General features: G+C 68.1%; 26 protein-coding genes and 1 pseudogene. 24 read left to right on the top strand and 3 right to left on the bottom strand.

Annotation, left to right across the window (positions count from 1 at the left end; translation table 11 throughout):
* From WME85_RS19140 to WME85_RS19130, 3 genes are read right to left on the bottom strand one after another with little or no spacing between them, the layout of a single operon-like run.
* Complete coding sequence (locus WME85_RS19140) at positions 1–5,274, bottom strand: hypothetical protein (RefSeq protein ID WP_437840058.1); 5,274 nt, start codon at positions 5,272–5,274, stop codon at positions 1–3.
* Positions 5,271–7,259, bottom strand: a complete 1,989-nt coding sequence (locus WME85_RS19135) for a CHAT domain-containing protein (protein WP_437840057.1) — start codon at positions 7,257–7,259, stop codon at positions 5,271–5,273. Before WME85_RS19135 ends, WME85_RS19140 begins: the two co-directional genes overlap by 4 nt.
* A 49-nt stretch (positions 7,260–7,308) precedes the next feature.
* On the bottom strand, positions 7,309–9,129 hold the full coding sequence (locus WME85_RS19130; RefSeq protein WP_437840056.1) for a PKD domain-containing protein: 1,821 nt from the start codon (positions 9,127–9,129) through the stop codon (positions 7,309–7,311).
* A 550-nt stretch (positions 9,130–9,679) separates the two neighbouring features.
* Between WME85_RS19130 and WME85_RS19125 the strand changes: the two genes are divergently transcribed.
* The 24 genes and pseudogenes from WME85_RS19125 to WME85_RS19010 all read left to right on the top strand — a co-directional run.
* Complete coding sequence (locus tag WME85_RS19125) at positions 9,680–9,844, top strand: hypothetical protein (protein ID WP_437723729.1); 165 nt, start codon at positions 9,680–9,682, stop codon at positions 9,842–9,844.
* The gene (locus tag WME85_RS19120) at positions 9,841–10,191 is read left to right on the top strand and encodes a hypothetical protein (protein WP_437840055.1); all 351 of its coding nucleotides are present in this window, start codon (positions 9,841–9,843) and stop codon (positions 10,189–10,191) included. Before WME85_RS19125 ends, WME85_RS19120 begins: the two co-directional genes overlap by 4 nt.
* The gene (locus WME85_RS19115) at positions 10,166–10,819 is read left to right on the top strand and encodes a JAB domain-containing protein (RefSeq protein ID WP_437840054.1); all 654 of its coding nucleotides are present in this window, start codon (positions 10,166–10,168) and stop codon (positions 10,817–10,819) included. The genes WME85_RS19120 and WME85_RS19115 overlap by 26 nt, the downstream gene beginning before the upstream one ends.
* Before the next feature lie 158 nt (positions 10,820–10,977).
* Positions 10,978–11,265 (top strand): hypothetical protein, encoded by a 288-nt coding sequence (locus tag WME85_RS19110; protein ID WP_061607368.1) that lies wholly within the window; start codon positions 10,978–10,980, stop codon positions 11,263–11,265.
* Between the two features lie 13 nt (positions 11,266–11,278).
* Positions 11,279–11,989 carry a hypothetical protein gene (locus WME85_RS19105; protein WP_437840053.1) on the top strand — a complete coding sequence of 237 codons (711 nt, stop codon included), beginning with the start codon at positions 11,279–11,281 and terminating at the stop codon, positions 11,987–11,989.
* Positions 11,990–12,113: 124 nt separating this feature from the next.
* The gene (locus WME85_RS19100; protein ID WP_437840052.1) at positions 12,114–13,052 is read left to right on the top strand and encodes a hypothetical protein; all 939 of its coding nucleotides are present in this window, start codon (positions 12,114–12,116) and stop codon (positions 13,050–13,052) included.
* A 126-nt stretch (positions 13,053–13,178) separates the two neighbouring features.
* On the top strand, positions 13,179–14,297 hold the full coding sequence (locus WME85_RS19095) for an AAA family ATPase (protein WP_437842319.1): 1,119 nt from the start codon (positions 13,179–13,181) through the stop codon (positions 14,295–14,297).
* Between the two features lie 9 nt (positions 14,298–14,306).
* Entirely contained in the window at positions 14,307–15,476 is a 1,170-nt protein-coding gene (locus WME85_RS19090) for a vWA domain-containing protein (RefSeq protein WP_437840051.1), read from the top strand.
* A 21-nt stretch (positions 15,477–15,497) separates the two neighbouring features.
* A complete protein-coding gene (locus WME85_RS19085; RefSeq protein ID WP_437840050.1) occupies positions 15,498–15,890 on the top strand; it encodes a DUF6573 family protein in 393 nt (130 codons plus the stop codon).
* A gap of 587 nt (positions 15,891–16,477) precedes the next feature.
* Positions 16,478–16,978: an RNA polymerase sigma factor gene (locus tag WME85_RS19080; protein ID WP_436606757.1), complete on the top strand. Its 501-nt coding sequence runs from the start codon at positions 16,478–16,480 to the stop codon at positions 16,976–16,978.
* The gene (locus WME85_RS19075) at positions 16,975–17,328 is read left to right on the top strand and encodes a hypothetical protein (RefSeq protein WP_155798244.1); all 354 of its coding nucleotides are present in this window, start codon (positions 16,975–16,977) and stop codon (positions 17,326–17,328) included. Before WME85_RS19080 ends, WME85_RS19075 begins: the two co-directional genes overlap by 4 nt.
* Positions 17,329–17,515: 187 nt before the next feature.
* A complete protein-coding gene (locus WME85_RS19070; RefSeq protein ID WP_020741401.1) occupies positions 17,516–17,797 on the top strand; it encodes a hypothetical protein in 282 nt (93 codons plus the stop codon).
* A 95-nt stretch (positions 17,798–17,892) separates the two neighbouring features.
* On the top strand, positions 17,893–18,924 hold the full coding sequence (recA, locus tag WME85_RS19065; protein ID WP_436606758.1) for a recombinase RecA: 1,032 nt from the start codon (positions 17,893–17,895) through the stop codon (positions 18,922–18,924).
* A gap of 212 nt (positions 18,925–19,136) precedes the next feature.
* Positions 19,137–20,258 (top strand): AAA family ATPase, encoded by a 1,122-nt coding sequence (locus tag WME85_RS19060; RefSeq protein ID WP_437840049.1) that lies wholly within the window; start codon positions 19,137–19,139, stop codon positions 20,256–20,258.
* A gap of 520 nt (positions 20,259–20,778) precedes the next feature.
* Complete coding sequence (locus WME85_RS19055) at positions 20,779–20,928, top strand: hypothetical protein (protein ID WP_437840048.1); 150 nt, start codon at positions 20,779–20,781, stop codon at positions 20,926–20,928.
* 149 nt (positions 20,929–21,077) lie between these two features.
* Positions 21,078–22,643 (top strand): YifB family Mg chelatase-like AAA ATPase, encoded by a 1,566-nt coding sequence (locus WME85_RS19050; RefSeq protein ID WP_437840047.1) that lies wholly within the window; start codon positions 21,078–21,080, stop codon positions 22,641–22,643.
* A gap of 133 nt (positions 22,644–22,776) precedes the next feature.
* Complete coding sequence (locus WME85_RS19045; protein WP_437840046.1) at positions 22,777–23,175, top strand: hypothetical protein; 399 nt, start codon at positions 22,777–22,779, stop codon at positions 23,173–23,175.
* Positions 23,172–23,459: a hypothetical protein gene (locus WME85_RS19040; RefSeq protein WP_437840045.1), complete on the top strand. Its 288-nt coding sequence runs from the start codon at positions 23,172–23,174 to the stop codon at positions 23,457–23,459. Before WME85_RS19045 ends, WME85_RS19040 begins: the two co-directional genes overlap by 4 nt.
* Positions 23,456–23,671, top strand: a complete 216-nt coding sequence (locus WME85_RS19035) for a hypothetical protein (protein ID WP_437840043.1) — start codon at positions 23,456–23,458, stop codon at positions 23,669–23,671. Before WME85_RS19040 ends, WME85_RS19035 begins: the two co-directional genes overlap by 4 nt.
* Before the next feature lie 81 nt (positions 23,672–23,752).
* Complete coding sequence (locus WME85_RS19030) at positions 23,753–24,241, top strand: DUF6884 domain-containing protein (protein ID WP_437840042.1); 489 nt, start codon at positions 23,753–23,755, stop codon at positions 24,239–24,241.
* A complete protein-coding gene (locus WME85_RS19025; protein WP_437840041.1) occupies positions 24,241–24,537 on the top strand; it encodes a hypothetical protein in 297 nt (98 codons plus the stop codon). Before WME85_RS19030 ends, WME85_RS19025 begins: the two co-directional genes overlap by 1 nt.
* Positions 24,534–24,767, top strand: a complete 234-nt coding sequence (locus tag WME85_RS19020; RefSeq protein ID WP_437840039.1) for a hypothetical protein — start codon at positions 24,534–24,536, stop codon at positions 24,765–24,767. The genes WME85_RS19025 and WME85_RS19020 overlap by 4 nt, the downstream gene beginning before the upstream one ends.
* A gap of 75 nt (positions 24,768–24,842) precedes the next feature.
* The gene (locus WME85_RS19015; protein WP_437840038.1) at positions 24,843–25,097 is read left to right on the top strand and encodes a hypothetical protein; all 255 of its coding nucleotides are present in this window, start codon (positions 24,843–24,845) and stop codon (positions 25,095–25,097) included.
* A pseudogene (locus WME85_RS19010) lies at positions 25,055–25,153 on the top strand (DNA sulfur modification protein DndB); the annotation flags it as partial. The gene WME85_RS19015 and the pseudogene WME85_RS19010, both read left to right, overlap by 43 nt.
* Between the last annotated feature and the right edge of the window lie 779 nt (positions 25,154–25,932).

Here is a 25,932-nt window from a genome sequence, read left to right as displayed (position 1 = left end):
CTAGCGGAGTGGTAGCGGTCGACGGTTCGGGGTGCTGCTGAAGAGACCGATGGCGAACGCAGCGATGTCGCCGCGGCCGTAGGGGTCCATCGAGAGCGCCTCGTACGCCTGATCCCGGAGCATGCGCAGGACGGTCGCTCGGGAATCGCCCAGCGTGTCGCCCGTGGCTAGAGCACGAAGCAAGGTATCGTACGCGATCTCCTGCGCATCCGCCGGAAACAGCCCGGTGGCCACGATCGATGTCGACACGTGCAACTGGTGGAGCACGGCGGCGAAACTATTCCGCAGAAGAAGTTGCCGGAAGATCTCCGTTTCGCCGGTGGGCCGGTAGGTATCCAAGATCAGGGTGGGATTTGTCTTCATCCCGCGCAGCATGCGGGCGAGCATCGATGGAAGAATAGCTTCGGATTCGCGCATCTCTGCCCAGTCGGTGCTCCGCGCCGCTCCACTACCGGAGAAGTCGAGCTGAACACCGCCCTGGGTCGAGGCTTCCTTGAAGCCCGTGCGAACGTGAACGAGCGCGGGCTCGAGCGCCGCCATCTCGACGACGTCGTCGAAGGACGGGTCTTCGAAAATCCTCACCTCGAGCCCGGTGCTCCTGTAGAGCGCGGGGATCGACTTACCGTAGTAGGCCTCCCGGCGGCTCCGCTCCTCGACCGCGGCGCTCGGCTGGAGAATCGCCACGACGGGGTGCCGGCTCTCGGAACGATAATCTGTGAAGAATTCGCGCTCGGGGTTCACCGACCGGCGGTAGATTCGGAGTCTCCCCGCGAGGGGGCTCCCGGTCTCCGCAAGATCGAAGACCAGGACACCGAGCTCCCAGGGAATCGCGGCGAGCGAACCACCGTCGATCTCCAGGTGGAATGCGATTGGCTCGGTGGTGCTTTTCGCGAGTTGGAGCATTTCGACCGCGAGCTGATCGAAAAGAATGCGTCCAATCTCGTCGACGACGCGCCTGGATTCGGCGGAAAGCATCTTTACGAGGCCGTAGGACACCACCTCGCTGGTGCGGGTGAAGCCGCTCTCCACCGCCTCTCGGAGGAGACTGTGCTTCCGCGTCTTAAGCGTCCACGAGCGTTGCTGCGGAGCGAGCTGCTCCATGAGCATCTGCGTGGGGTCGAGGAGACGGACGCGGACACGGATCTCGCCCTCTGCCCCCGTCGCCTGCGCAATCGCCGGCGGAATCCCCTGCAGAATCGGCGGCGAAATCCCCACCGGAGTCGCCCTCGGAATCGCCTCCGGAAGAGCGAGGCCGGGACGTGAGCTGGGCAAGGGCACCGCGTGCGCCGCCGTCTCGCGGGCGAGCTTCTCGCGCAGGGCTCTGCTGCGTGTTCGCCATGCCGGCAGAGCGCTGGTCAGGTGCTGCTCGGCTTCGGCGGCCACCTCCATGGCTGCGGGATGGGCGATCCTCGCGAGCCGCTCGGCATGCTCGATCGCGAGCACGCCGGCCAGAAACCCTGGGCTCGCGGGATTTCCGGCGAACGGCGCAAATGGCCTCGCCTCGTTGAAGAAGGAGTGCGCTGAGAACGGCGCGGCAGGGATCTCCGGCTCGAGTCGATCGAACGCGAGGAAAACATCGCGCAGCAGGACGGGAGAGCCGGCTTCGTTCACGTGCGAACGCGCCTGCTCTACCATCTGTAGGGAACCCTGGCCATCACCGAGGACGCGCAGCAACTCCGCCCGTCGAAGCAGATACCGGGCGAGCTCCCCCGGACGCATGCCCGATTCGCGCTCGGAGTCGTCGAGGACGAGAAGAGCGAGGAGTTCTGGTCTGAAAGTCCCCAGAGCTCCCGTCGGACAGCGCGCCAGCGCATCGGTCAGCTCGAGCCGAGCCCGCGCGGACTCCATCCGGCCGAGCGCATTCACGAGGAGATCCCCCCAACGTTGCCGGAAGGACACGTCCGCGTTGGTGAGCCCCTCTAACGCGAGCCTCGCGAGCAGATGGGGAGGCCTCGTCGATCCGAGTTGCGCCTCGGCGCGCGAGAGCCTCTCCTGCGCCGCATTGGAGTCGCCGCGCCGCCGGGACAGCTCCGCGTACAGGATGGCGAAATGGACGGCGGCCTCGCTTCCATCGCCTAGCGGGAGCTTCTCCGCTTCCCGCAGCATCGCCTCGGCGTCTTGTGCGTCGTCCGCTAGGTGGAGCGAAATCTCGACGCAGCGCTGAAGGCAACGCGCTCCGTTCTCGTCCCCGCTCGGCCCGCTCCATGAGTACCACTCGGAACGAGCCCGGCTCAGCGAGCGCATGGCACCATCGACGTCCAGCGAAGCGGCGAGGATCATGCCCTCCAGCTCGTGGCCGGAGGCGCGGAGCTCGCGCACGCGCCGCGGGTCGAGCCCCGTCCTCTCAAATGTCTCCGATTCACCGGCAACCTGCTCCAGTGCCCAGCGAACGGGCTCAAGAGCTCGGGCGAGATCACCCAGGAGGAGAAAGGCACGCGCCCGCAAATGAGCGCGCTCGATCGCCTCGGCGCGCGGCCAGCTCGCGGTCTCTTCTCGATCGAGGAGCTCGAGCGCGCGGGCGGCGCGACCCTGGCGGAGCAGGATATCGATCTGGAGACAGCACCATCCGGGTACACGTGCCGGTGCGTCCCGATTCGCGCAGGCGATGGCCTCCTCGCAGGTCGCAACGGCTGCGTCGTGGCGATCGAACACGACCTGCAATCGCGCGAGATCCTCGAGGACGCGCAAAACCTCCCAGGGCGCGAGCGCGACACCCTCCTTGGCGAGCGCGACCGCCTTCACGGCATGGTCGACGGCGCCTGCCTGGCCCATCTCGCCGAGCACCGCCGCGTATTCGGACTCCCGCAGGAAGCGATCGCGTGAACCGGAGACCGCCTGGGCAACGACGTTGAGCACCGCGAGCGCCTGCCCCAGCCTGCGTTCGTTCCGAAGAATCTTCACTCTCGCTACCGCGATCTCGGTCGGAGACGGCCGCAGCTGCGGGTCGAGGCCGAGCTCCTTCCGGATGCGCTCGGCGACGTCGAGCGCGCCCTTCGCTTCGTTCCAGTACGGGCTCGCTGGGTCGCCCGCCGCTCGGGCGAGATCCAGGCACGCGGCCGCCCGTTCGTATTCTGCTTCTGCCTGCGTGGAGCGCGAGATGATCTTGACGTCCTTCTGGTCTTCACGCAGCGGCTGCGGCTGGCCCGCCTCGTCGATGTAGATCGAGCTCACGAGGCGACGCGCGAGCGCGTATCGCGGCTTCGCATCGTCCTCAGTTTTTGCCCGGTCGATGCACGAGCGAAAGTAGCCCCCCGCGGCTTCGCCTAGGAGCTGGAAAGCATGGTAGACGGCCTCGATCGTCCACTCAGTCTGATGCTCGCGATCGCTCTCGGCGAGGTGCTGGAAGTGCTTCAGCGCGGCTTCGTGCAGCATCCGGAAGACGTCGTGCTGACGGAGCAGCCGGCGCATCGGATTCGCTACGTCCGCATGGAAGGTGAGCTCGTCGCGTTTGCTGTCGTAGCTGACCCACGAGCTGCCACCCGCGAAGCGGGCGAGCCGGCCCCAGAGCTTACGGAGGATGGTCTCGTCCGGCGCGTCCGGCAAGCGCACCTCAGGACCCTGGGGAAATACGTTCTCGTTCCGGACTCGCTCCGGCAGCCCCTGGGTGGGATCGTCGTAGGTCGCGATGCCGGCCATCGCAGCCGGGAGGAAGCTCACCATCACGTCGCGCAGGAACGGGAACGTCAGCCGACTCGGCACCGCGCCATAACGCAGCAGCCATTGCAGCTGTGGATCGGAGAGCCGCTTGACCACGCGTTCGATGAGGTAGACGAGATCGACGCTCGGATAGTCGCGGATCTCCTGTGCCCCGAGCGCGGGCTCCTGCTGAAGCGTGTCGGCGAGCAGGGCGACTTTGAAGGGCAGTCCTTCCGCGCGCTCGATCGCAGCCTCGACGGCTTCGCTCTGCGGAATCCCGCGGATCTCGACGAAATACCGGCGGGCCTCCTCGGGCAGGAAGGGCTCGACCGGCAGCGTCGTGGTCACCGCCCCGAAGCGGCTTTGGAAGCCCGGCAGGCGCTCGCGCGGACCTCCATCCCCCTCGGCGTTCTCGCCGAGATCGTACCGGCTCGCGAGGACGATGCGGATCATGGGGCAAGCCGCGTGCAACTCCGCGAGGTAGTCGAGCGCCTTGGAGAGCTGCTCTTGCCGATGGAAGAGGGCCTCCTCGAGCGTATCGAGGATCAGAATGACCGGTTTGTCGAGGCGCGCCTCGCAGAGCGCCGACGTGAAGCGATCGGTGATCTCCGCGGCGAATGCCGCGCGGTCGGCTTCGGATCGGCGCTCCGCCGTCCTTTGGTACTCGGAGGCTTCGCGGGCAAGCGTCGAGAACGCGGTCCCGGCGATCTGGCGATGCAGATGTTCGGCGAACTTCGCGGCAAGGCGCCACGGTTGGCCGCCCGGCGAGGAGGCCACGTCCAGGTCGTGGTCGAAATCGATGCGCGCGCACGGGATGCGCCGCGGCGACGGAACGCACACCCGCGCGATGAACCAGCGCAGGGCCATGGTCTTGCCCATCCCGCCGCGAGCAAACAGCTGGAGGATCCAGCGGTCCTCGCGGGTGAGCAGGGCCTCGAACGCCGCCTTCAGGGCGGGTCGCTCGAGGAATCGTCCGGACTGATAGTACTCGTCGTCGAAGTGACTCCGTACATCGAGGTAGATGCGGCGATCGGCATGGAGAGCCACGAGCTCGCTGTTGGGGAGAACGTGCTCGACCCCCTCGACGCCAAGCGTCTGCCCCTCGAGGAGGAGCCGGAGCAGATCCCAGCAGCGGGCGAGATCGAAGTCCCGATCCGCTTCGTCGTAGAGCGTCTCGAAGAGCGCACGCGCCTCGTTAGGCGCGACGAGGGCAGCGTGATAGAGCAGGTCGTCGCGCATGGCGCCCTCGCGGACCACAAAGTACGCGAGGAGCGCGTGCTCAATCGCCACGAGTTCCTCGGGCAGCGCGGCACCGGCGGCCGGAGGGCCGCTGGGGAACCAGCTCCGGAGGTGCTCGGCGCGCGCGCGCGTCTTCACCCGGTATACACCGGGCTTGCGCGGCACGGCCTCGACCGCTTCATTCTTCAGAAGCCGCTCGAAGGGTAGGTCTTCGCGCCCCGGGACCTTGCCGAGCGTGGTCGTCCAGAGCTCCTCGTCAAACCAGCGCACCAGCGCCGCGCGGCGAAGCGCGTCGCGCTCCTCGTGTGGAATCAGCGAACGGGCGATGTCCGCGAGGCCCTCTCCTTGCCGGAGACGGCGGATGATATCCTCGTACGACATGGGCAGCGATTCCATCATCGTGCCGTCCGCAAAGGCTTCAAAAGCTGTTGCACGATGCGTAGCGTACGGGGCTTCCACGAGTCCGTCAGCTGCGAACCATAGGCAGCCAACAAATTCGTCTGTTCACCGAAATTGTTGTAGCGACAGAACTCGCGAGCCAGATCGAGGAACTCTTCGGGCCTGAACGCCAAGACGCGGACCACGTGCTCGTTCGCCGCATGGCCCGGCACGAGCGAATCGAGGTCAAAATCCTCAAAATCGCTTTCTCTGACTGCGACGACAACACGGACGTTGCGCACACGTCCTTCCATGATGGGCTTGAGTAGCAGCGGCTTGATGTACTTTTTGAAGTCTTCGCGAAAGACCCACCGCAGATGATCGATGACGATGAGTAGAGGTTCGTCCTTGGCGGCCTGTTCGAGCGCGTTCCGGAACGACAGAAAAATTCGTGGGATCGAGTTCTCCGCTCCGCGTTGAAGCCGGCGAGTCGGATCGATGTCGACGGGCCCGGTGAGCGGCAGATCCGACGCCGGCGGCTCCTTTCCGTCGAGCAGATGGTTGAGCTCGAAAAGGAAGCGCCGGAATGCCGGCTCCGGGAGCGGCTCTCGAATCGGTGAGCTGGTGTCGTCGCCCTCGTCCCCACGAAGACGGTGAAGGAAGGAAAGGAATCCATGCGACTCTTGCCCATCAAGGTCGACGTAGCGTACGCGTCGGTCTCGCAGGGCATGACCCTGAAGACACCAGCGCAGGAGAGCGGTCTTGCCCACATCGTCATCGCCGCGAACGATGACGAGGTTGCGCTTGTTCTTGCTCGTGGGCTCGACCTTCTGCCAGAGCGAGCGCCGCTCGAGCCTCCTGTCCACGAAGTCGTGTAAATCGGCAAAGTCAGTGGCCTCGATGATCTGCCGGTACGCCTCGCCGGAGAGGCCCAGGTCCAGCGGGAGCACGCGCTCGGGCGGGACGGTCAGCACGAGCCGGGGAAGCGTCCAGTGCCGCTCGATGCCAGTAATGGTGGTGATGTCGACGCGCGCGGCAGCGACCGCAAGATCGAGGGGGCGGCCGAGCGCTAGATCGCTGTAGACACGCTTGGCGATGACCGCGGCGGCCTTGTCCCGCACGTCGCCGCGCATGCCGAGGACCGCAACGGCTCCGGCGTCGAGGAACGCGCGCGAGAGGTTCCAGTTCGCCGCCTCCTCGGTTGAGGAGCGGCAGGCATTGAGAAACGTGAAGCGCGGTGCGCATGCTGAGAACACGGAGTGTATGTCGTCGGCCTTCCAGGGATTCGCGCCCTTAGACGTTTCATCCCAGAGCTCGAGCGCCGGGCGCCCGGATTCCTCGTCGATCCCTCCGTGGCCAATGAAGTGGAACACGTGTGGTCGAAATGCGGCGACCTGGTCACGCAGCATGGTAAGCGAAGGCTGGCGAAGGACCTCGTAATCAACCGTGTGACGGAGATCACGAAGCGCGGTCTCCACTTCGTGGAGCTCTTTCCGCCATTCGATGTCCGGGTCGTCGGGATCGCAGCCCACGACGACGAGGACCCGGATTGGCCACTCCGGGGTGGGCGTGGGCCTTTCGAAGTCAATCGTGCCCAGCGCCAACGGATGAGCGTCGCTTGCGAACAGGCGCCGCGCATTGTCCCGCATGATCTCCCAGGGCACCACCTCGAGCTCTACCGGCCGGACATCGAGGATGGTGCGAATCCTCTCCGGGCGCTTTCGCAGCTCTCGCCAGGTTGCACCGATTCCGCTCCTGTCCAGAAGCAGGTGGATGTACTCACCGATCTTCTCGAACACCGCCTCGGGCGTCGTGTTCGGATCCGGCAGCGTGTTCAGCGCCGGTGGGGGGAGCGGGCCGTCCTCCAGCATTAGGGTCTTCGGCAGCCGACCTTGCGCGGTGGACTGGGTCCGCCAGTCCTGCCGGCCGTCGTCGAAGAGCAGCTCCACCGGGTAGTCCGACGAAGCGTCGCTCGCTTCTCCGATCCGGATAACCAGTGTCTTCATCTCCGCTCCCCGGTGGCCCTCGAGCGTCTGGTGCCGTTCGTCATTATGTTCATGTACGCGAGGATCCTTGCCGGAGCGCGCCGACGACGTTCGCGAGCCCGCGCAGTGAAGCATCCATTCCGAACCCCCAGAGGAACGCTCCAGCGTAATCGCCGAAGGTGCCGAAGAGCTTGCCGTTGTAATACGTCGTCGTGAGGGCCGAGAGGGTCGCGATTCCCAGTGCGAGCGTCGAGACCCCGAGATCCACCCACTTCATGCGCCGGTCGAACTGCACCATCGCTCGGTCGCGGGCGGACGGCGCCACGGAGATCGACGTCTCGACCTTGGCAACTTCGGCGCCCCCAGCGAGCACAGAGACCTTCACCGCAAAGCGGCCAGGGCGTCCGTACTCGTGTGTCGCCCGCGGCCTGGATGTCGTTTCCCTTGCACCATCACCGAACTCCCACGCGAACTGGTCGCCCGCGATCTGGGTGGCATCGCTCGCCGCAAGCACGAACGAGAGCCGCGAGCCTACGACACGCGACGCGTGCGAGTCCTTCACGTCCAGGGTCGGGCCCTGCTCGCGGGGAGTTGCCGCTCCCGACTCGGGTGCGCGCCCGAACCGCGGTCCGCCCGCCGGTGCCGCCGCCGCGAGGTCCTCGCATTTTTTCACGGACTCCTCGGCGGGGTCGACCCGTTCGGCGAGAAGGAACTCGCGTGCCTTCTTCGTCTCGTCGACGAATTCCGGCATGCTGGCGAGCGTTGCTGCGGATCTCCCGAGCACGTCGAGCCGGTTCCACAGATCAAGGATTTTGTCGTGCTGCTGCGTTTGCAACGCCGACAGCCGGTTCTCGATCTCGTCGAGCTCTTCGCCCGACTTGCTCGAATCAGCCTGCGTCTCGATTCTGGAGAGCCGTTCGGCGAGCGCGGTGAGCTCGGTGGTGTTGGGAGGTTTTTCGACCAAGCGCCGCAAGCGCTCTAGCTGGGTCGAGAGGCGCAGGATCCGGAGCATCGTCTCCTGCGCCGGACGCCAGCGCTTGTTCAGATAATCGAGCCCGAAGGCTGCCCCGACGCCCAGGGTGATGACGGCGAGCGGTGCCCAGACGTCGTCGGTCACTTCGATCAAGAGCGGAATCCGGGTCGGTCCCCGGCCAAGCGCGGGGGCTTCGAGTACGGCGGCGCTGGCGAACTCGCCGGTGCGGTCGAATCCCTCGAACACGAGCTTCAACGTACCTGCCTTGCATGCGCTGGAATCTGCATCGACCCGCACCGTCCCTGGACCGAGGAGCCGCTCTCCCTTGTCGAACCGAGTCCGCTCGTAGACCGATTCGAGGGTTGCCGCGCACGGTTCGATTGTCGTCCCCCGTTTTGAGCGCACCTGCCAAGAGATTGTCGTGGCGGCGGAGGAGAACGGCGTCGGGCGCAGGAGCCGGACCACAAGCGGGCTCGCTGATTCGAGTGTCTCGGGACGCTTCAGGGTTACGGTCGTGGCGATGCTCTCGGATGCCGAGGGCATGCCGGCATCCGAGGGAGCGCTGGCGTCCATGGCGACACCAGACAAACGGAGGGTTACCTGGTAATTGCCCGGCGATGCGAACACGTTGTCGTCGGTGACGAGCTTGATCATCCAACTCGTTTCACGGTCGGAGGCACGCCTCTCCGCGGTCGCGACGATGCCCGCCGGCGAAGCTAGCGATTTCCCATCGGGGCCATAGATCTCCTCGACGAGGACCTCGAAGTCCTTGATCTTCCCTTCGGCAGAGACGACGAATGCCAAAGGCTCGGCGGGCGCCCCGAGCGGCCCGAGGTTGAACGCAAGCCCTTCCCTCACGCGAAGCTTCGAAGAAGGCGCCGCGGCTGCCGGGTTCGCCAACGCGGCGATGAGCAGCACAGCTCCGGCGGGAACGAAGGACCATGAGCGGACCATTCGCTGACGATGCACTGGGAGGAGCATGCAGATCAAGCTGAACGGAGCCGTCGCCGGCCAGCTTCACGCCCGGCTCGACGGTGTTCTCCACACCGGGGACGCCTCGTACAGGATCTGCAGCGCCTAGAGTAGGTGCGGGCCGGGCTTGGTACGTTGCCGGAGGGCCTGGAGCGTAGGCAGACCTAAACTGGGGCCCGTCGGAGCGCAAGGCCCGGGGGCGAGCGTACCAAGCCCGGCCTGCACCCGCTTGCATATTATTGAAATCATTGCGAATTTTGCGGAATAAGAATTGCGGAAGGTCGCTCCCTCCCAGGAGTACGATGTATGTGAACGGCCCCTAGACTTGGCTCAAGGCCCTCGCATCGCCGCCGTCCTCATGACGATCGCCGAGGTGATCGCCGCCTGCGTGGGGTGGCCGCCCGCCGTCCCCGCGGCGCATCCGTGCCTGCGGGGTTCATCTTCGTTCCCCCACTTGTTCCCGTTTCCCGCGCCAATCGGGCGCCAAGGAGATCCCATGCCCACCCCGTCCGTCTCGTCTCCCACCCCGTCCAACGCCGTCCCCACCACGCCCTTCATCATCCGCGTGATCAGCGCCGACTCAACCAAGAAGGGCGCCGCCGCTGCCATGGCCGGCCTCCTGGTCGCGGCCGTCTCGGAGGCAATCTGGCCGTCGCGGTGAGCGAGCTGATCGGCGAGGCCCTGCTGGAGCTGTTCCGGCAGGGGCTGCCCCGGCGCGTGCCCACGGCCGCGGAGATGCTCGACTGGCTCCGGGAGGCGGCGACCCCGCCCCCGGGCGTCGAGCTCTTCAGCGCCGACGGCGCAGCGTTCACCGGCCTCCTGATCGTCGACCGGAACCGGCCCATCGTCATGCTGGCGGCACGGCAGGCTCCGGCCCGGCGGATGCCCGCGAGCCCGCCCGCGCCGCCTAGCTCACCGTGCTGCGATTCGCCATACGGCCAGCGGTCCCTGTTCGACGAGGACGACGAGCCCTACTGGCGTGATGGCCATGCCGGCCGGCCGCGGTGAGGCTGGCCTCGGGGCTGAACACCCAGCCGTTCCGCTCGGGGGCCAGCTCGCGGCCCCGGAGGCCGAGCTGCTCCGCACCGTCCTGCGGAGCCAGCGCATCGCGGACCGGCTCGCCCGCGCCCCTGGCGGCTGGCGAGACCTGAGCGAGCACGAGCTGGAGCAGCTCCGGCTCACGAAGGTCCAGCGCCGCGCCGTCCTGGCGTTGCAGCAGCTCGTCCGCAGCGGCTACCCCGCGCTGCCGAAGCACAAGTTCTCGTGCTCGGCGGACGTCGCCCGCATCTATGCCGACCGGCTGGGCGGGCTCGTCTACGAGGTGATGCTTGGCCTCGCGCTCAACGGCCGGAACGAGTTCATGGCCGAGCTCGAGCTGGCGCGGGGCGGGAGGCACGGCGCCGCGCTGACCGTGGCCGATGCGCTGCGGCCGATCGTCCGTGCCGGTGCCAGCGCGTTCGTCCTCGTGCACAACCACCCGAGCGGGGATCCGATGCCCAGCCCGGAGGACATCGCGCTCACGACGGCGATGAAGAGCGCGGCTGACCTCGTGAGCATTCCTCTGGTCGACCACATCATCATTGGCGGTCGCGGCGGAGGGTTCAGCTCCATGCTCGACCTCGGCATCATCCAGTAAGCAGACTGCCGACAAAACGTATCGACTGCATCGTCGTGCTGCGCTGGACCACAGCAGCGCTGACGCCCCCTCTTGCAAACCCTGCCCCCACAGGGCGCCCGCTGGCACGAGCTCTCGTGCTCCGGGCGCCTTTCCATTTTCAGAGAAAGGAACATCTCATGCGCATCAACGGTCGTACGCTCCGCCCCTCGACCCTCGCCGAACGCCGTCTGCTCCTGTCGCTCGGCACCGCCTCCCTGCGCGTGCCGCGCAGCATGAATCCGTTCGCCGTCGCCCGGCGGCTGCGCCGCGCTGCGCTGGGCAACAGCCCCGATCACGACTTCGCCCGCGACCTGGTCAAGGCGAAGAAGCGGACCGACCAGCTTCCGGTGCCCTCGCCGGACCTGGATCTTCCCGAGCCCACGAACCCCGACGAGGGCGTGATCGTCCATGGCCGGGCGGCGTAGCGGCCTGGCTGGCTTGGAGCGCGTTCTTCGCGCGTTCGAGCCCGGGTCGCACAACATCGGGGATTACGTCGCCGAGCACGACGAGGAGCTCGCGGTGCTGCTCGGCGTCGACGCCAGCGAGCTCCGGGCGCTGGCCGGCCGGCTCGACGAAGAAACGGCTCCACGGGTCCGCGCGCTCCTCCAGCAACGAGCTGAAGCCCGCACGCTGCGCCATCAGGCAGCCCGTCGCGATGCCGTCCTGGCAGCAGCCCAGCGGCTTGCTATGACCGCAGTCTGGCGGGAAAGCGCGGCTCTGCTGGACATGAGTCTCCTCGGTGACCTGCTCGCGGATGTGACGGTCCAGCACATCAGCCTGGTGAGCCGTGTCTTCGCGGTACATCTGCCCCGCAAGAAGCTGGTCGAGGTGGCAGAGGTGCTTCCAAGGCAGTTCGCGGATCTGGTGAGTTGGGTGGACCGGGCTGGGCTCCACTTCCGCTGGCATCAGGGGCGGGGCGGGCTGAGCCTCTACTCGCAGGTGGTGCCAGCCAGCGAGTCCGCCCACGTCCTTCACGTCAGCATCCCGGCTCCTGGCATCAGGAAGCACCGGCCAGCTCCAGCTTCAGCTTCCCCGGCGCATCGCAGCCAGGACGCCCCTCGCCCGGGGCCCGCGAATGCAGCGCCCGCTGCGGCTCGCACCACGGGATGGCTCGCCGAGGCTCTCACCGAAGCTGCGTTCTCGGCCTAGCAATCATCGCGGTCCATCATCTTCTGGTGGGCCGCAGCTCTGGGCAGCGTGCGGGTCGAGCCGCGCAGCGCCCGCTTCTTCTCCGACACCACACACTCACTCTCCACGACAAGGAGTCGACACCATGAACAGCGCACCGGCGACGCTCGAGCGCGCCCAGCGGCGGCTCGCTGCCGCGGGAGGTCGCCACATCGGCGATCTCATCTCCTGGAACACCGACCGCATCGATGTGACGCGCGAGGCCGCGCGCCGCGTCTTCGCGACCGAGGGGCTCGGCCACCTCATCCCGGACATGGATCCGGCCACAGCGCTCTCGCGCGCCGCGGCCGAGGTGAAGCGCCCCTCCGGCATCCTCGTCCGGCCCTTCGCGCGGCCCAAGGGCGACACGAGCGCCGCGGTGGGCATCTACGTGCAGAAAACCCGCGAGGGCGAGGCCGGTGATGAGTACGTCTGCGGTGCGCGCTGCCGGGTCGACCGGCACACGGGCACCATCGTGGGCCTGCCGCCCGACGGCGCGTCGCCCATTACTGAGGCGCTCGCGCACGCCGAGGCCATGGCCGCCCACGGAAACCACCTCGTCACGCACGCCGAGACGCGGGACATCTCCTTCGCCATGGTCGCGACGGCCAAGGCGCTCTCCGGCGTGCCGCTACGGGATCGAGGTGGGTTCTACCTGCTGCCGCCGTCGACATGCGGTGCCTGGCTCCGGCTCCGGCCGGGCATCGAGCAGCTCGGGGTGAAGCCGATCCGGATTGAGATGCACGACGCGCCCGACAACGTCGCCGTCGCCAGGGCGGCGGCGCAGGGCGCGCTGGAGGCGGACGTCGCGGAGCTCATCGCCGACCTCGACAAAGCGGCGTCCGAGGGCATGCGCCAGAACGCCCTCGCGCGGCGGGTCGAGCTCTGCAAGGAGCTCACGGCCAAGGCCGAGCTCTACCGCGGCGTGCTGGCCGGTGTCGCCGACCGGATCACTGCGCGGGTCAAAGAGCTCCAGCACAGCTTCCAGCTCCAGCTCGACGGCGGAGATGGCGTGTCGTTCACCATCCCCGTGGTCAACGACTGAGAAGGCCGAGTTCACCAAAGGGGTCGCCTCGCCGTGGGTGACGCCGCGGCGAGGCACCGGCGCAGCATACCCGCTGCGCAGATACACGAGGTGATGATGAAGTCGACAACCAACAACTCGGTGGATATGACGTCTGTGCGGCACAGGTTCCGGACCGCGCGCGACAGTTTGCTTGCCGCTTTCCGAGAGCGCGAGAATGCGGTCGAGTGCATCCTGCTCGCTGCTCTCTCGGGCAATCACGCGCTGCTGGTGGGCCCTCCGGGCACGGCGAAGAGCGCCTTGTTCTTCGGGTTCCTGTCGTGCTTTCCGGACGCGCGGAAGTTCCAGACGCTGGTGACCAAGTTCGGGACCGAGGACGAGTACTTCGGCCCGGTGAAGCTCAGCGCCCTGAAGAACGACCTCTGGGAGCGCAACCTCGACGGCCGGCTCGCCGGGGTCGAGTGCGCCTTCCTCGACGAGGTGTTCAAGGGGTCCGACTCGGTGCTCAACGCCTTCCTGTCAGCGATGAACGAGCGGCTCTACAAAGGCCGGCCCATCCCGCTGCGGATGCTCGTCGGCGCGTCGAACGAGCTGCCCGAGGAGGAGAACCTGGCGGCGGTGTACGACCGCTTTTTGCTGCGGGACTTGGTCGAGTACGTGCAGGCGGACGCCACCTGGATGCAGCTCGTCGCGACGCCGCCCACCTACACGGCGTCGGCCCAGATCAAGCTCGCCGAGTGGGACGCGGCTCGGACGGACGTCGGCCGGGTGGCGCTGCCCGAGCGCATAGTGCAGGAGCTCCTCCGCATCCGGAACGAGCTCAAGGCCAACGGGATCGTCGTCTCCGACCGGCGCTGGATCGCGCTCACCCGCGTGCTCCGCGCCGCCGCCTGGCTCGACGACTGCGCCGAGGTCGAGCTGGATCACCTCGCCGTGCTCCGGTACGGGCTCTGGCAGAAGCCCGACGATCGCGCTCGCGTCGTCGCCGTGCTGGACACGGTGGACAGGAGCGCGGTGGCAAAGGCGATCACGGTCGTGGACGAAGCCCTGCGCGCCTACGCCCACCGGCCCACGGAGGCGGCGGCCTACCTGGAGGCGCTCCCCAAGCTCGCTGCCGACGTCACCGATGCGGCCAAGCGAGTGCAGGAGCAGCTCAAGGAGGGCGTGTCCCGTCGGGCGCAGGCGCGTATCCAGCCGAAGCTCGACGAGCTGAAGAAGGTCCACGACGCGCTCAAGGCCGACCTGGCGAAGCGCTACGCCCTGTAGGAGGTCGCGATGGGGACCTTCCTCCAGGCTCGGCGCGCACACCGCGCCGTGGCGGTCGCAGCGGACCAGGATGCCGCGCTCGCCGGGGACCTCTGGAACGCGATCGTCGGGGCCGGAAGCGAGCCGCTCGCGGGTTCCTTCGCCGAGGCGGTGCAGGACACCGCACCGGTGGAGCACGCCGCGCTGCTCGCGTCCGACGACGTGGCGGCGGCGTATGCCTTCGAGCGGCTGTGGGCCTGCCTCCCTGCCCTGCCCCCCAGGGCGTCGCCCTTCGAACTGCGCGGCGTCGCCCGGGAGAGGTGGGCAGCTTTCGATGCGCAGGCCCGGCGCACCGAGCACCTGGCCGGGGGGTTTGGCTGGGACGTCAGCGCGGCGTGGACCCACGCGCGCGATGTCGAGCTCGCCCACGGGGACCTCCACCAGATCGAGCGCATCGCACGCCTCGCTGGCCGCATGTACGCGGCACTGCGAGGGGCCCGAGCCAGCCGGGTCCACGGTGTGCCCGCGGAAGTCTACTCGGTCGAGCAGGGCAACGACGTGTCCCGTCTGTTGCCGGCCGAGCAGGTCCTGCTCATGGATCCCGTCCTGGAGACGGTCGTCCTGGAGCGGATCGCCTCCCGCCGGGCAGCGCAGTACGCCGTCCGAGGAGAGGCGAAGAAGTCGAAGGGGCCGCTCGTGATCGCACTCGACGAGTCCGGGAGCATGCATGCTGCCCGGAACGAGTGGGCGAAAGCCGCGACGGTCGCGCTCTGCCGGGTCGCGTTCGACGAGAAGCGGCCGGTCGCCGTGGTCCACTACTCGACCTCCACCGTGGTCCAGGCCATCAAGCCCGGCGACACGGAGGCGGTACTGCGGATGGTGCGTCACTTCCTCGGCGGGGGGACGGCCATCGGCCTCGCGCTCGGCATGGCCGTGCAGCAGGTCCGACAGCTCGCCCAGCGGGGCCACCAGGGCGCCGACATCATCCTCGTCACTGATGGCGTGGACGGGGACCAGGCGGCTCAGGAAGCGGCCCTCCGCGAGGGGCTGGCGCTCGGGGTGCGGCTCTGGACGGTGGCCATCGAGTGCGAGGTGGCCGAAACCTCACCGCTCCGGGCCAAGGCCGCGCACTACATGCGCCTCGGCGGCGCAGAGCTCGCGAAAGGCGAGAGCGTCTCTCTCCTGGCCGGCGCCACGTAATCCCAACCGGAGGAAAACAAGATGCCGGACAACGACGAGCTCGAGTTCGAGGTCATCGAGGCGTACACGCGCGCCCAGGCCATCGCGGACGGCACCCTGATGGATGTGACGTCAACGGCCCGGGAGATGGGGATCAAGCTTCCCGTCGCCGTGACGCACTCCGTCTGGGACCGCTACGTGATGCTGACGCCGGCTGCGCTGCGGGCCCGCAACGACGAGCGCGGCAGACTCTGGGATGTTCTCTGGATGTTCCGCGCGGCGGCCCAGCGCGCACCGGAAGCAAACGAGATCATCTTCTCGTTGTACGTGGTCACCGACTCCACCAAGCCGTCGCTTGTGGAGCTCAAGGCGGTCTGCGGTCCCGGTGACAATGCCGAGCCCGTGATCACCATCATGCTACCTGAGGAGGACTGAGACTACGCAGCTTCGGGCTGGTCCCGGAGCTGCACTCTTGCTGCTCGTGCGGTTCTTGCGGGCTGCAGTCTCCCTGTGAGGTAGCAGCGTGCTCATCTCCGCTTGAAGTAGTGCAGCCCGCGGCGACGCCAATCGCCCGGGCTGCGTGGCCGAAACCTCAAGGACCGAGGTTGCGACATGCTGATTGTAATCCGCCCGCTGTCCGCGGGCCAAGGGGGCCGTGCGCCATCGCGCCGGTGCCCTCGTTCCCGTCCGCCTTCCCTGACCGACACCGAAGCGATCCGGCTGCCCGCCGCACCCCGCAACCTGCTGGGGCTGTACGGCTACCGCTCCTCGCCCGCCGGACCTATGGGCGTCCGTGCGCGAAACTGCCGGCACACTGCTGCCGACCCGCACCGCTCGTCGCCAGCCATGGCCAGCCGCGCGGCCCAGGCGACCGGCACCACGGGATGCAGCCGGTTGAGCGCGCCCGGAGCGGCTGACCGCCACCGCACCTCCGAGAGGGGTAGGTGAGCCGCGGGCGGAAAGGGGCCCACCGCCCGCCCGCCGCGCCACATCCCCCGGCCCGACCGAGCATCGCTGCGGTCATGGCGGAGCGGACCTTCATCGTGGCCACGCTCATCTCCTGCGGCGTCCCCGCGCGTGACAGCGCCGACGTCGCGCAGGCTGTCGTCCTGGGCGCGTGGAAGGCCATCGAGGCGGGTCGGTATCGGCCCGACCCAGCCGCGAACGCTCGGCAGGTGCTCCGCCGGTGGCTCCGCGGTGTCGCGTGGCGGCAGGCGACCCACTACCTCGGCAGCGCGTACGTGCGTCACGAGGTCCTGCACCAGGAGCCGCTCGGCCTTCTGCACCAGGTCGTGGGCCTGAATCTCGAGGCGCAACTCCAGGCGCGCGCCGAGATGGAGGCGCTCCTCGCGCTCTGGCAGATGCCGTTCTGGGCGCGAGAAGTGATCGCCCTGGCGGCTCTGGGCCACGGAGGCGCCGAGATCGCGAGCGTGCTGCACTTGCACCTCGGAACCGCCGCCAGCCGGCTCCGCCGGGCTCGCAAGCTGCTCGCTCGCATGCACAGGCGAAAGGGGAGCCGATGAACCTCCGAGATCCCAAGCACCGCATGAGTGTCACGTTCCCCGGCAAGCCAGTCACACGGTGCGTATCTCCACACGACATTGAGACCTACCTGGAGTCGAAGGGCTACCAGTCGGCTCTCTCGGTAGAGCGCAACTGGCCCAGGGACATCCCCTACGCCTGGTTGCCGCCCAGGTGGCCGCACCCGCAGACCCCGCCGATCCACATCCAGCCCCGTGTGGTCGTGGGCGCGCGTCTCTGCTCGCAGCCGCTGGATAAGGTCATTGAGGCCATCGCGCACAACGAGGGGCGCACGCCCGGCGAGGTGCTGCGCGAGATCGCCGTGCACGCCCAGCTGGAGAAGGGCGAGTAGCTTCCTCCGCCCCGCCATCTCGATACACAGGGCGCCCTCCTTCTGAGCCTCGACTCCCATGCCGAGACCCAGAAGGATCGGAGAACCCCCAGCTCTCAACCATCTGCAACGTCAGATTCCGCCTCGGCGCACAGGAATACTGTGCGCCGTTCTCATCTCGCTCAGGTCAACCTGGAGGCGAACCACCATGACAGAGACTCGCCAGTACCCGGCGGACGACGACACGTGGGACGGCCGTACCGAACGACCGCCACCGAACGACGCCATTCGACTCGACGATCCCAGCTACACGCGCAGGTGGCTCACCGCGCTTCGGGAGCAGGTGGACCAGGGCCTCAACGCGGCCGAAGACGCCACGCGCCCCGTCCAGGAGCGCGTTCTCTCCAGGCACGAGGCGCGCCGCCGCATCGAGAAGGCGACGGAGACCATCTACAACCTGCTCGACGCTGCTGAGCGCGGTCTCCCCTGACGACCGCTCACGCAAGGCGCTCGCTTGCGCAGGCATTGCCTGCTGCGCGGCGCTCTCCTGTCTCGGCACCCCCTCTTCAGCAAAGGACCTTCCCCATGAACGCTCACGTCAGCAAGGCCCGCGCCGTCCAATCCGTGGTCGGCGCCATCGAGAAGCAATTCGGAAAGGGAGCCCTCATGGCCCTCGGAAGTGGTGACAGCATCCCCGAAGTCCGGGTCATCCGCACCGGCTCGCTCGCGCTCGACGCCGCCCTCGGCGTCGGCGGGTACCCCCGCGGCCGCGTCGTCGAGATCTACGGCCCGGAGTCGTCCGGCAAGACCACCCTCACGCTGCACGCCATGCGCGAGGCCCAGCGGACGGGTGGCGTCGCGGCGTTCATCGACGCCGAGCACGCCTTCGACGTCGCGTACGCGCGGTCGATCGGCGTCGACACCGACCGGCTCCTCGTCTCCCAGCCGGACAACGGCGAGCAGGCGCTCGAGATCGCGGAGATGCTGACCCGCTCCTCGGCCGTCGACATCATCGTCATCGACTCCGTCGCCGCGCTCACGCCGAGGGCTGAGATCGAGGGGGACATGGGCGACCAGCACCTCGGGCTGCAGGCGCGGCTGATGAGCCAGGCCCTCCGCAAGCTCACGGGCATCGCGCACCGCACCGAGACCACCCTGATCTTCATCAACCAGCTCCGCCACAAGATCGGCGTCGTCTTCGGCAGCCCCGAGACGACCACGGGCGGCAACGCGCTCAAGTTCTACGCGAGCGTGCGCCTCGACGTGCGCCGGATCGGGACCGTGAAGGCGGGCGAGGACACGGTCGGAGCCCGCACACGGGCGAAGATCGTCAAGAACAAGCTGGCGCCGCCCTTCAAGGAGGCGGAGTTCGACATCCGCTGGGGCAAGGGGATCGACGCCGCCGGCGACCTCGTCGATCACGGCCTCACGACCGGGGTGATCCAGAAGAACGGCGCGCACCTGGCCTTCCGCGGCGAGCACATAGGCCACGGGCGCGATCGAGCTCGCGAGGCGCTGCTCGCGAACGGGACGCTGGCCGCGGCTGTGCGCGCCGGCGTCGAGGCGGTCGGGCACGAGCCCCAGGCGCGCCAGCGGGTGGAAGCCGCGGGAGGCTGAGCCCTCAGGCGCGACGCTCGAGAGGAAGTGGACAGCCCGCGGCGCTCGGCGGCGGGCTGTCTCCCAGCCCCCGAGGTCCCGCCCGCGATCATCGCCCGGCGCGAGAGGGCTCCTGCCGGGTGGACTGCACCTCGCTGGAGTTCCCAGCGACGGCCGCCGATCCCGTCGCGCGGCGCAGGCCGCGCTTTCCCATCAGCAACCGAGGAGAAATCATGCTCCAGAAAGTCCGAATCCGCGGCTTCAAGACGATCGTGGACGTCACGTTGGAGCTCGGGAAGTTCAACGTGTTCATCGGGCCGAACGGCGCCGGGAAGACCAACCTGCTCGAGGGAATCGCGCTGCTCGGCGCGGCTGCGCAAGGCCAGGTGGAGCCGGACGTCTTGAACGCACGCGGGGTGCGGGTGACGCGGACCCAGCAACGCACCCTCCTCAGGACGTCAGAGCGCCAGCGGACCAAAATGATCATCGAGGCGTGGGCTGAGGGCGCGTTCTACGAAGCCAGGCTCCAGGAACCCAAGACGTGGTCGTGGTCGTGGAACTTCGCCCGAGAGCGACTGATGGAGAACGGTGAGGAACTTGCCGCCCGAGAGCACAACGCGGGGCGCCTGGTGCTGGGGCGAAAGACCGGGGATCTGGTCACGATCAGGCCGGAGCACGATCGCGGGATCGCTCCGTTGGTGTGCGCGACGCGTGGTGAGGGGCCGCTCAGCAGGCTGCTCCGTGCCCTGGATCTGTTCGCCATCTACAGTCCGCACGGATCCTCCCCTGAGTCGATGAAAGGCGTGCTGTTCGAGTGCGCCCCCGAGCTGCAACGGGAGCGTGTCGTCTGGCGACGGATCGTCGACGAGGTGCGCAGGTTCGCGGAGTGGGCCGAAGATGTGTCGGACGAGGGCGTCAGCTTCGCTGATCGTCATCTGCGCCGCGATGCGCGATGGACCTCTACCGGCGCCGCGGACGACGGCACGCGCCTCATCCTGTACACGATCATGCTGCTACTGCTCCCCGAAGGCCCGTCCGTCTTGGCCCTCGAGAACGCTGACCACGCGCTGAGCCCGCGTCTGGCGCTCCGGGTTGCAGAACGGGTGCAACGTATCTTGCTGGACGAGCCCGGACGGCCGCAGGCGCTCATAGTCACGCAGCGGCCGGAGGTGCTCGACGCGCTCGATCTCGGGGACGACCGCGTGCGCCTCTTCATCGTGAATCGTAACAAGAGCGGGGAGACGGAGGTGGGCCGGGTCGGGTACAGCGACGCGCTCGCCAGGTGCACGAAGAGGGGGATGACTCTCTCGCGACTGTGGCTCTCCGGTGCGCTCGGCGGGATGCCCAACCTGTAAGCACAGACACTCGTACCGCACGCTACGTGGAGCACGTCCACGCTGCCACGCTGCAGTCGGCTGCGTGATCCCAGGCGTAGGGCGTAGGAGGACCCGGAGGTGACTTCCGCCGTTCTCCTTTAACCCCTTGTTGCGGTGTGCTTCGGGAACCAGAAGGAACTATGGCCGGCCCCCTGCTCTGATAGCCCAATCTGGGCCACCTCACATTCTGGTTATGAGCAGGACGCGATCGCCGCGTCTTTCATCGCGGTGAGCAATGAGCCGCGAAATATAGGAATAAGAGCCATGAAGGAGAGCCCCTCCACAGAGGCACTGCACCCATGAACAACACCAAGTTTTTCATCAAGGCGCTGCGCATCGCGGCGGCCGTTCTGACGATGCTCGCGCAGGTGATCCTCGCCTGCATGGGCTGAGCTCAATCGCCTCGCGGGCTGCCCCACGCGCCCGCGCTCTGTCTTTCATCCACCCGGTCCTTGTTTCACTGCGCCCGCTCGAGCGCCCAGGAGTCGTCATGCCCAACGTGTCCACTTTCACCCCTCAGAGCCCCGACCCCGCTGTCCCCTACATCATCCGCGTGCTCACCGCGGAGGCGACGAAGAAGGGCACCGCCACGGCAGTCGCCGGCCTGCTTGTGGCGGCCATCTCGGAGGCAATCTGGCCGTCGTCGTAGCGACATCCGTCGTCGTCGCCCTTGCAGAGGTCGCCTCAAGGGCGTTCCGACGCACGCCCAGTCTTCACGCGTAAACCACAACCAGAGAAACAACTGAAGGCGGCGTGCGGGACTTCCGTGCGCCGCCTTCGCTTTTCCAGAGTCATGACATGAAGCAGTCCAAGAACGCGCTGCGTGCTGGCGCGTTTTCAGTGTCACTGACCGGGCTCGACGCGCATCTCGTCCGCATCGAGACGACGATCACGCACGCGCCGGCCTCCTTCGAGATCATCGGCCTCAGCGAGGCGCGCCAGAGGGAGACCCGCATCCGGGTGTGCGCCGCGCTGCAGCAGCTCAACGTGGATCACCACCAGCACGGGGTCTCCGTCCGTGTTGGGCCGGAGGAGGTCGCGAGCAGCGGCACCTTCGACGTGCCGATGGCGCTCACGATTCTCGCCGTGCTGGAGCGGATCGCCACCGCGTCGTTGGAGAACATGGTGCTCCTCGGTGAGCTCTCGCTCGGCGGCGCGATCCGGCCCGTGCGCGGCGTGCTCCCGAGCCTGCGCGGGGCCATCGCCCACGGCATCACCCGGGCCATCGTCCCCAAGGCGAATGCCCGGGAGGCCGCGAGCGTGCCCGGGAGCCGGGTGCTCGTGGCGGACCAACTGGTCGAGCTCGCGCGCTACTTCCGCGAGGGCGTCCCGCTGGAGAGCGCGGGGGAGCCTCCGCCGTTCCCTGTCGTGCCCCCGGCGGCGGCGCCGGACCTGGCCGACCTCCGTGGGATGCATGCCGCGCGGCGGGCGATGGAGATCGCCGCGGCGGGCGGACATCACCTCCTGCTCATGGGGCCGCCCGGGGCCGGGAAGACGACGCTCGCGCGGCGCATGCCGGGGATCTTGCCGCCGCTCTCGCTCGAGGAGGCGGCCGAGGTCACCTCGGTCTACTCCGTTGCCGGGCTCCTCATGCCGGACGTTGGGTTCGTGGGCACACGTCCGTTCCGCGCGCCCCACCACACGGTGAGCGGGGCTGGCCTCGTCGGCGGCGGTGAGCCGGTGCGCCCCGGCGAGGTCTCGCTGGCGCACCACGGCGTGCTCCTCCTCGATGAGCTGCTCGAGTTCCGGAGCAGCGTGCTGGAGATCCTACGGCAGCCCCTGGATGAGGGCCGCGTCACCCTCGTCCGGGGGCGCACGCACACGACCTTCCCGGCGCAGACGCTCGTCGTCGCCGCCATGAACCCGTGCCTCTGCGGTTTCGCGGGGGATCGCATGCGGCGCTGCGTCTGCTCCCCGGAGCGCCTGCGCGTCTACCGGGCGAGGCTGAGCGATCTGCTGTTCGACCGCTTCGATGTCCAGGTGGCACTTCCACCGGTCGACGTTGCCGCGCTCCAGAGCAGCTCGAAGGTCGAGCCCTCGTGCGAGGTGCAGAAGCGCGTCATCGCGGCTCGCGCTGCGCAGGACGAGCGAGCACGAGCAGGCGCGACAGCCCGGACCAACGCCCAGCTCTCCCCCCGGGAGCTCGATCAGTTCGCGACGCCGGACGCGGCCGGGGCTCGTGATCTCGCCGAGGCCACCGCGCGGCTGGGCTTCTCCGCGGCGGCCTACAGCCGCGTGCTCCGGGTCGCGCGCACGATCGCGGACCTCGACGGCAGCGACGGCGTTCACGCCCGGCACGTCGCCGAGGCCGTGCATGCAGTGCTGCTCCCGCCTCGGGAAACCGCGGCCACGCCCCCGGGCTGATCGCCGAGCACGTCGGCGTCCGGAGGGAACCGGACCGCGACAGCAGCGCAGCTCGCTTTCCTTGTTGAGCAACAAGAACACGAGAGCGGCGCGTAGGCACTCCTGCGCGCCGTCCTCTTCGTTGGAGGATTGAATGCTGAGACTCGCGAAGAAGAAGACCGTAACCCCACCAGTCCTGGATCGCGTCCGCCGTCGTCTCACCCGGAGGCTCCTTCGGGCATGCACGGCCGCGGACCCGCAGTGGCGCTACTACCACCAGTTCGCGATCGCGATGATGAAGTCCTACCAGGACCTGCTCGCTGACCTCGGCCTCGTCGGCTACTGGGTGGTGCCGCTCGCCGAGACGGATCACTGGATCGACACCCTGATGCTCGGCTGCCCAGACGGGCGCGTGCTCGACATCCCAGACCCGTTCGAGGAGATCGGCCCGCTACCCTCCCCCTTGCTCCACGAGGTCGTGGACTTCTTCCTGTCGCTCGCACAAGCCGTTTCGCAGAAGTCCCGGATCACGCCCACGGGACTGTCGTCGTGAACCGGAAAGTCGCACAGGCGCCGTTCGCCGTGGGATCGGATGGGGCGGTCTTCGTCAACCTGGCGCACGTGCGCGGTGACGTCGCCATGGTGAAGCTCATCCGAGAGGCTCGACGGATGGCCGGGGTGCTGTTCCTCGGCATCTCCGTCACCGGAGCAGAGAAGGACGTGCTCATCCAGGCCATCGACAACGCGGGCGCCGAGGCGGTCGCGAAGATGGTCGGCCGGCGCCTGCACGAGCAGAAGCAACGAGGCCGGCGCTCTTCGTCGAGGAGGTTGCGGTGAAGGTACTGCGCGTCATCCGCATCGAGACGGCACCGGGCGGCGCGGTGCACCTCATCACGGAAGCGGGCGAACGCGTCATCGTCCGCCGCAAGGAGGCGGAGGGCTACAGCACCGCCCGGGTCGTCAGCGTAGCCGAAGAAGAAGTCGCCGCTCCGCATCTGCTCACCGTCGAGGCTCTCCCTCGGCGCGGAGCGGAGCCGGCGCTCTTCTGAAGCATCAACGTGGCGCGCCTGGGGAGCTTCCCTCGGGCGCGCTTCCACACGCGTCGCTCCGCGGCGCGATGGGAGAGGTCCATGTTCACGGAGAAGAAGCCGGGCGCCCCGCGGGTCGCGCTCGTGGGCTGCTCGGCCTCGAAGCAGAAGCACCCGGCGCCGGCGCGCGAGCTGTACACGTCGGCGCTCTTCCGGGCCGCGTACGACTACGCCGAGAGGACCTGCGACGCGGTGCTCATCGTGTCAGCGTTCTACGGCGCGGTCGCACCGAAGGCGGTGCTCCGCCCGTACGACCGGAGCCTGCGCCTGTACAACAAGCGCGAGCGCGAGGACTGGGGCGTGCGCACGGTTGGCCAGATCCTGCCGTCGTTCGAGCTGCCGCCCCAGCTCGTGGTTCTCGCCGGTACGTTGTACGCCGGCGCGCTCGCGCACGGAGCGCACTGGCACAACCTGCCACGGCCGGAGGAGCCCCTGCGGGGCATCGCCGGCTGCGGCTCGCGGGTAAACTGGCTCAGGGCGAACACCCCGGCCAACCGAACCGACGAGCGGGGCTCGGGAGGTGCGCGGTGATGCCAAGAGACCGCGCGAACGAGCTCGCCGCGTTGGCGGCGCGGGTGCAGCAGCTCTCCGACCGCACGAACACGTCCGAGGCGCTCCGGTGCACCGGGCCGGTCTCGTGCATCAAGAAAGAGCAGGTGCGGAAGCACCGGAAGAACATGCGCCCGCTCCGGGCCTACGACACCGGTCGGCTCCGCCAAGGCTGCCGGGCGCACTGGTACATCACCTTGGCGTCGGTCGACCTCGACTCGCTCGAGGGCGCTGCGGCGGAGCGAGCGCGTCCTGCACGCCCGCGGAGATCGCGATGATCGAGGGAGCCCGGGTCATCGAGTTCGACACGTTCGACAACGCCGTGATGTGCGCCCGCGAGCACGCCGGGAGCATCTGGCAGGGGGACGACGACGGGCGCGTCCTCTGGTTCAACCCGCGCGTAAGCATGTTCGTGATCCTGGCCCACGTCCTCTGCAAGGGCCGCGGGTTCGTCGGGTCGTGGCGTGAGTCCATCGAGCGCCGCCATCAGCGGCTGGCGCTCCACTGATCCGCGCTCCTGGTGGGCTCGAGGAAGCTCGGGCCCGCCAGCTGGCCCGACAAAGACGACAGCAAGAGGCATGCGATGAAGAAGCCGTCGAAGAAGACGACCGGTGTCGCGAGACGCGTACTGCCCGTGGCCGGCGCTGCCGAGGCGCCGCAGCCGGCCGGGCTTTCCACGAATGATGAGCCGTCCGACGACTGGGTGCTGCCCGCCATCCGCGGCGTCCAGGCCAGGCACGAGCACTACGTCATGCTGGTCAAGCCGCGCGCGATGCCCCGGCTCTTGCGTCCGTCGACGCGAAGGTACCGCCCGAACTTCGGGCTCAGCGGGCGCTGAACAAGGCACGGGTGCCGAGGATGGCGGAGTACATCCTCGGCAACCCGAACGACTACCCTTCTCCTCCCTGGTCGCCGTCGTCGACCGGCAGCCACGACGATCTCGACCAACTCGCGGAGCTTGCGGGCGGGCGGTGGGAGACGCCGTCGGAGTCTTCAGGGCTCGGATGCTCAGCTCTCGGGGCAGAGCGCCGAGAGGCAGCCCCTGGAGGTCGCGAACGTCACGCTGCCTAGCCCCAACTCGGTCTGCATCCTTCTGGAGTCTATGATTGATGAGCTCGCCAGCACCGTCGTTCGGCGCCATCCACGGCATTTGCTCATCCAGCCGCATTGCAAACACCATGATTTCGGTGAGAGCCCCGCCGACTCCGCGAGCGAAGAACCACCCTGGCGCGCACCTCGATCGTGCACCGAACGAGCAGAAATGACGACCTTTCTCCAGCACACCGCCTCCCAGGCAACTCCATTCAGGAGTGGTCCTTGGGGACGTTCCGGATGGTGGTTGCCGGCAGTGTGTCGTGGCGCAACTCGATGTTGGTCGGCCAAAAGAACGCCCCGATCTGCATGCCACGTCGCAGGGTCATGGGGCCACCCCTTTGCAAGGTCATGGGGCCAGGGGGAGACGACGTGATCGGCCTCGACCATGCCCGAGACCGCGAAGCGTGTCGAGGTCCCCGGAGCCGGGCGCGAAGCGACCGGCGACGTCCCTCTTTTTTGCAGGGTCATGGGGCCACCCGGGCTCCCTGGTAGGTCCGGCGCAGGAGCCGCGATGCGCAGGAGCAGGAACGTCCACCCCGCCCCCGGTGCCCCTCGCGGTCACGTTGACGAAGTGGGCG

The organism is Sorangium sp. So ce1153, assembly GCF_051521595.1.
GTDB lineage: Bacteria > Myxococcota_A > Polyangia > Polyangiales > Polyangiaceae > Sorangium.
Note: the sequence above shows the minus strand (reverse complement) of the source record. Positions and strands in the feature narration are given on the sequence as shown.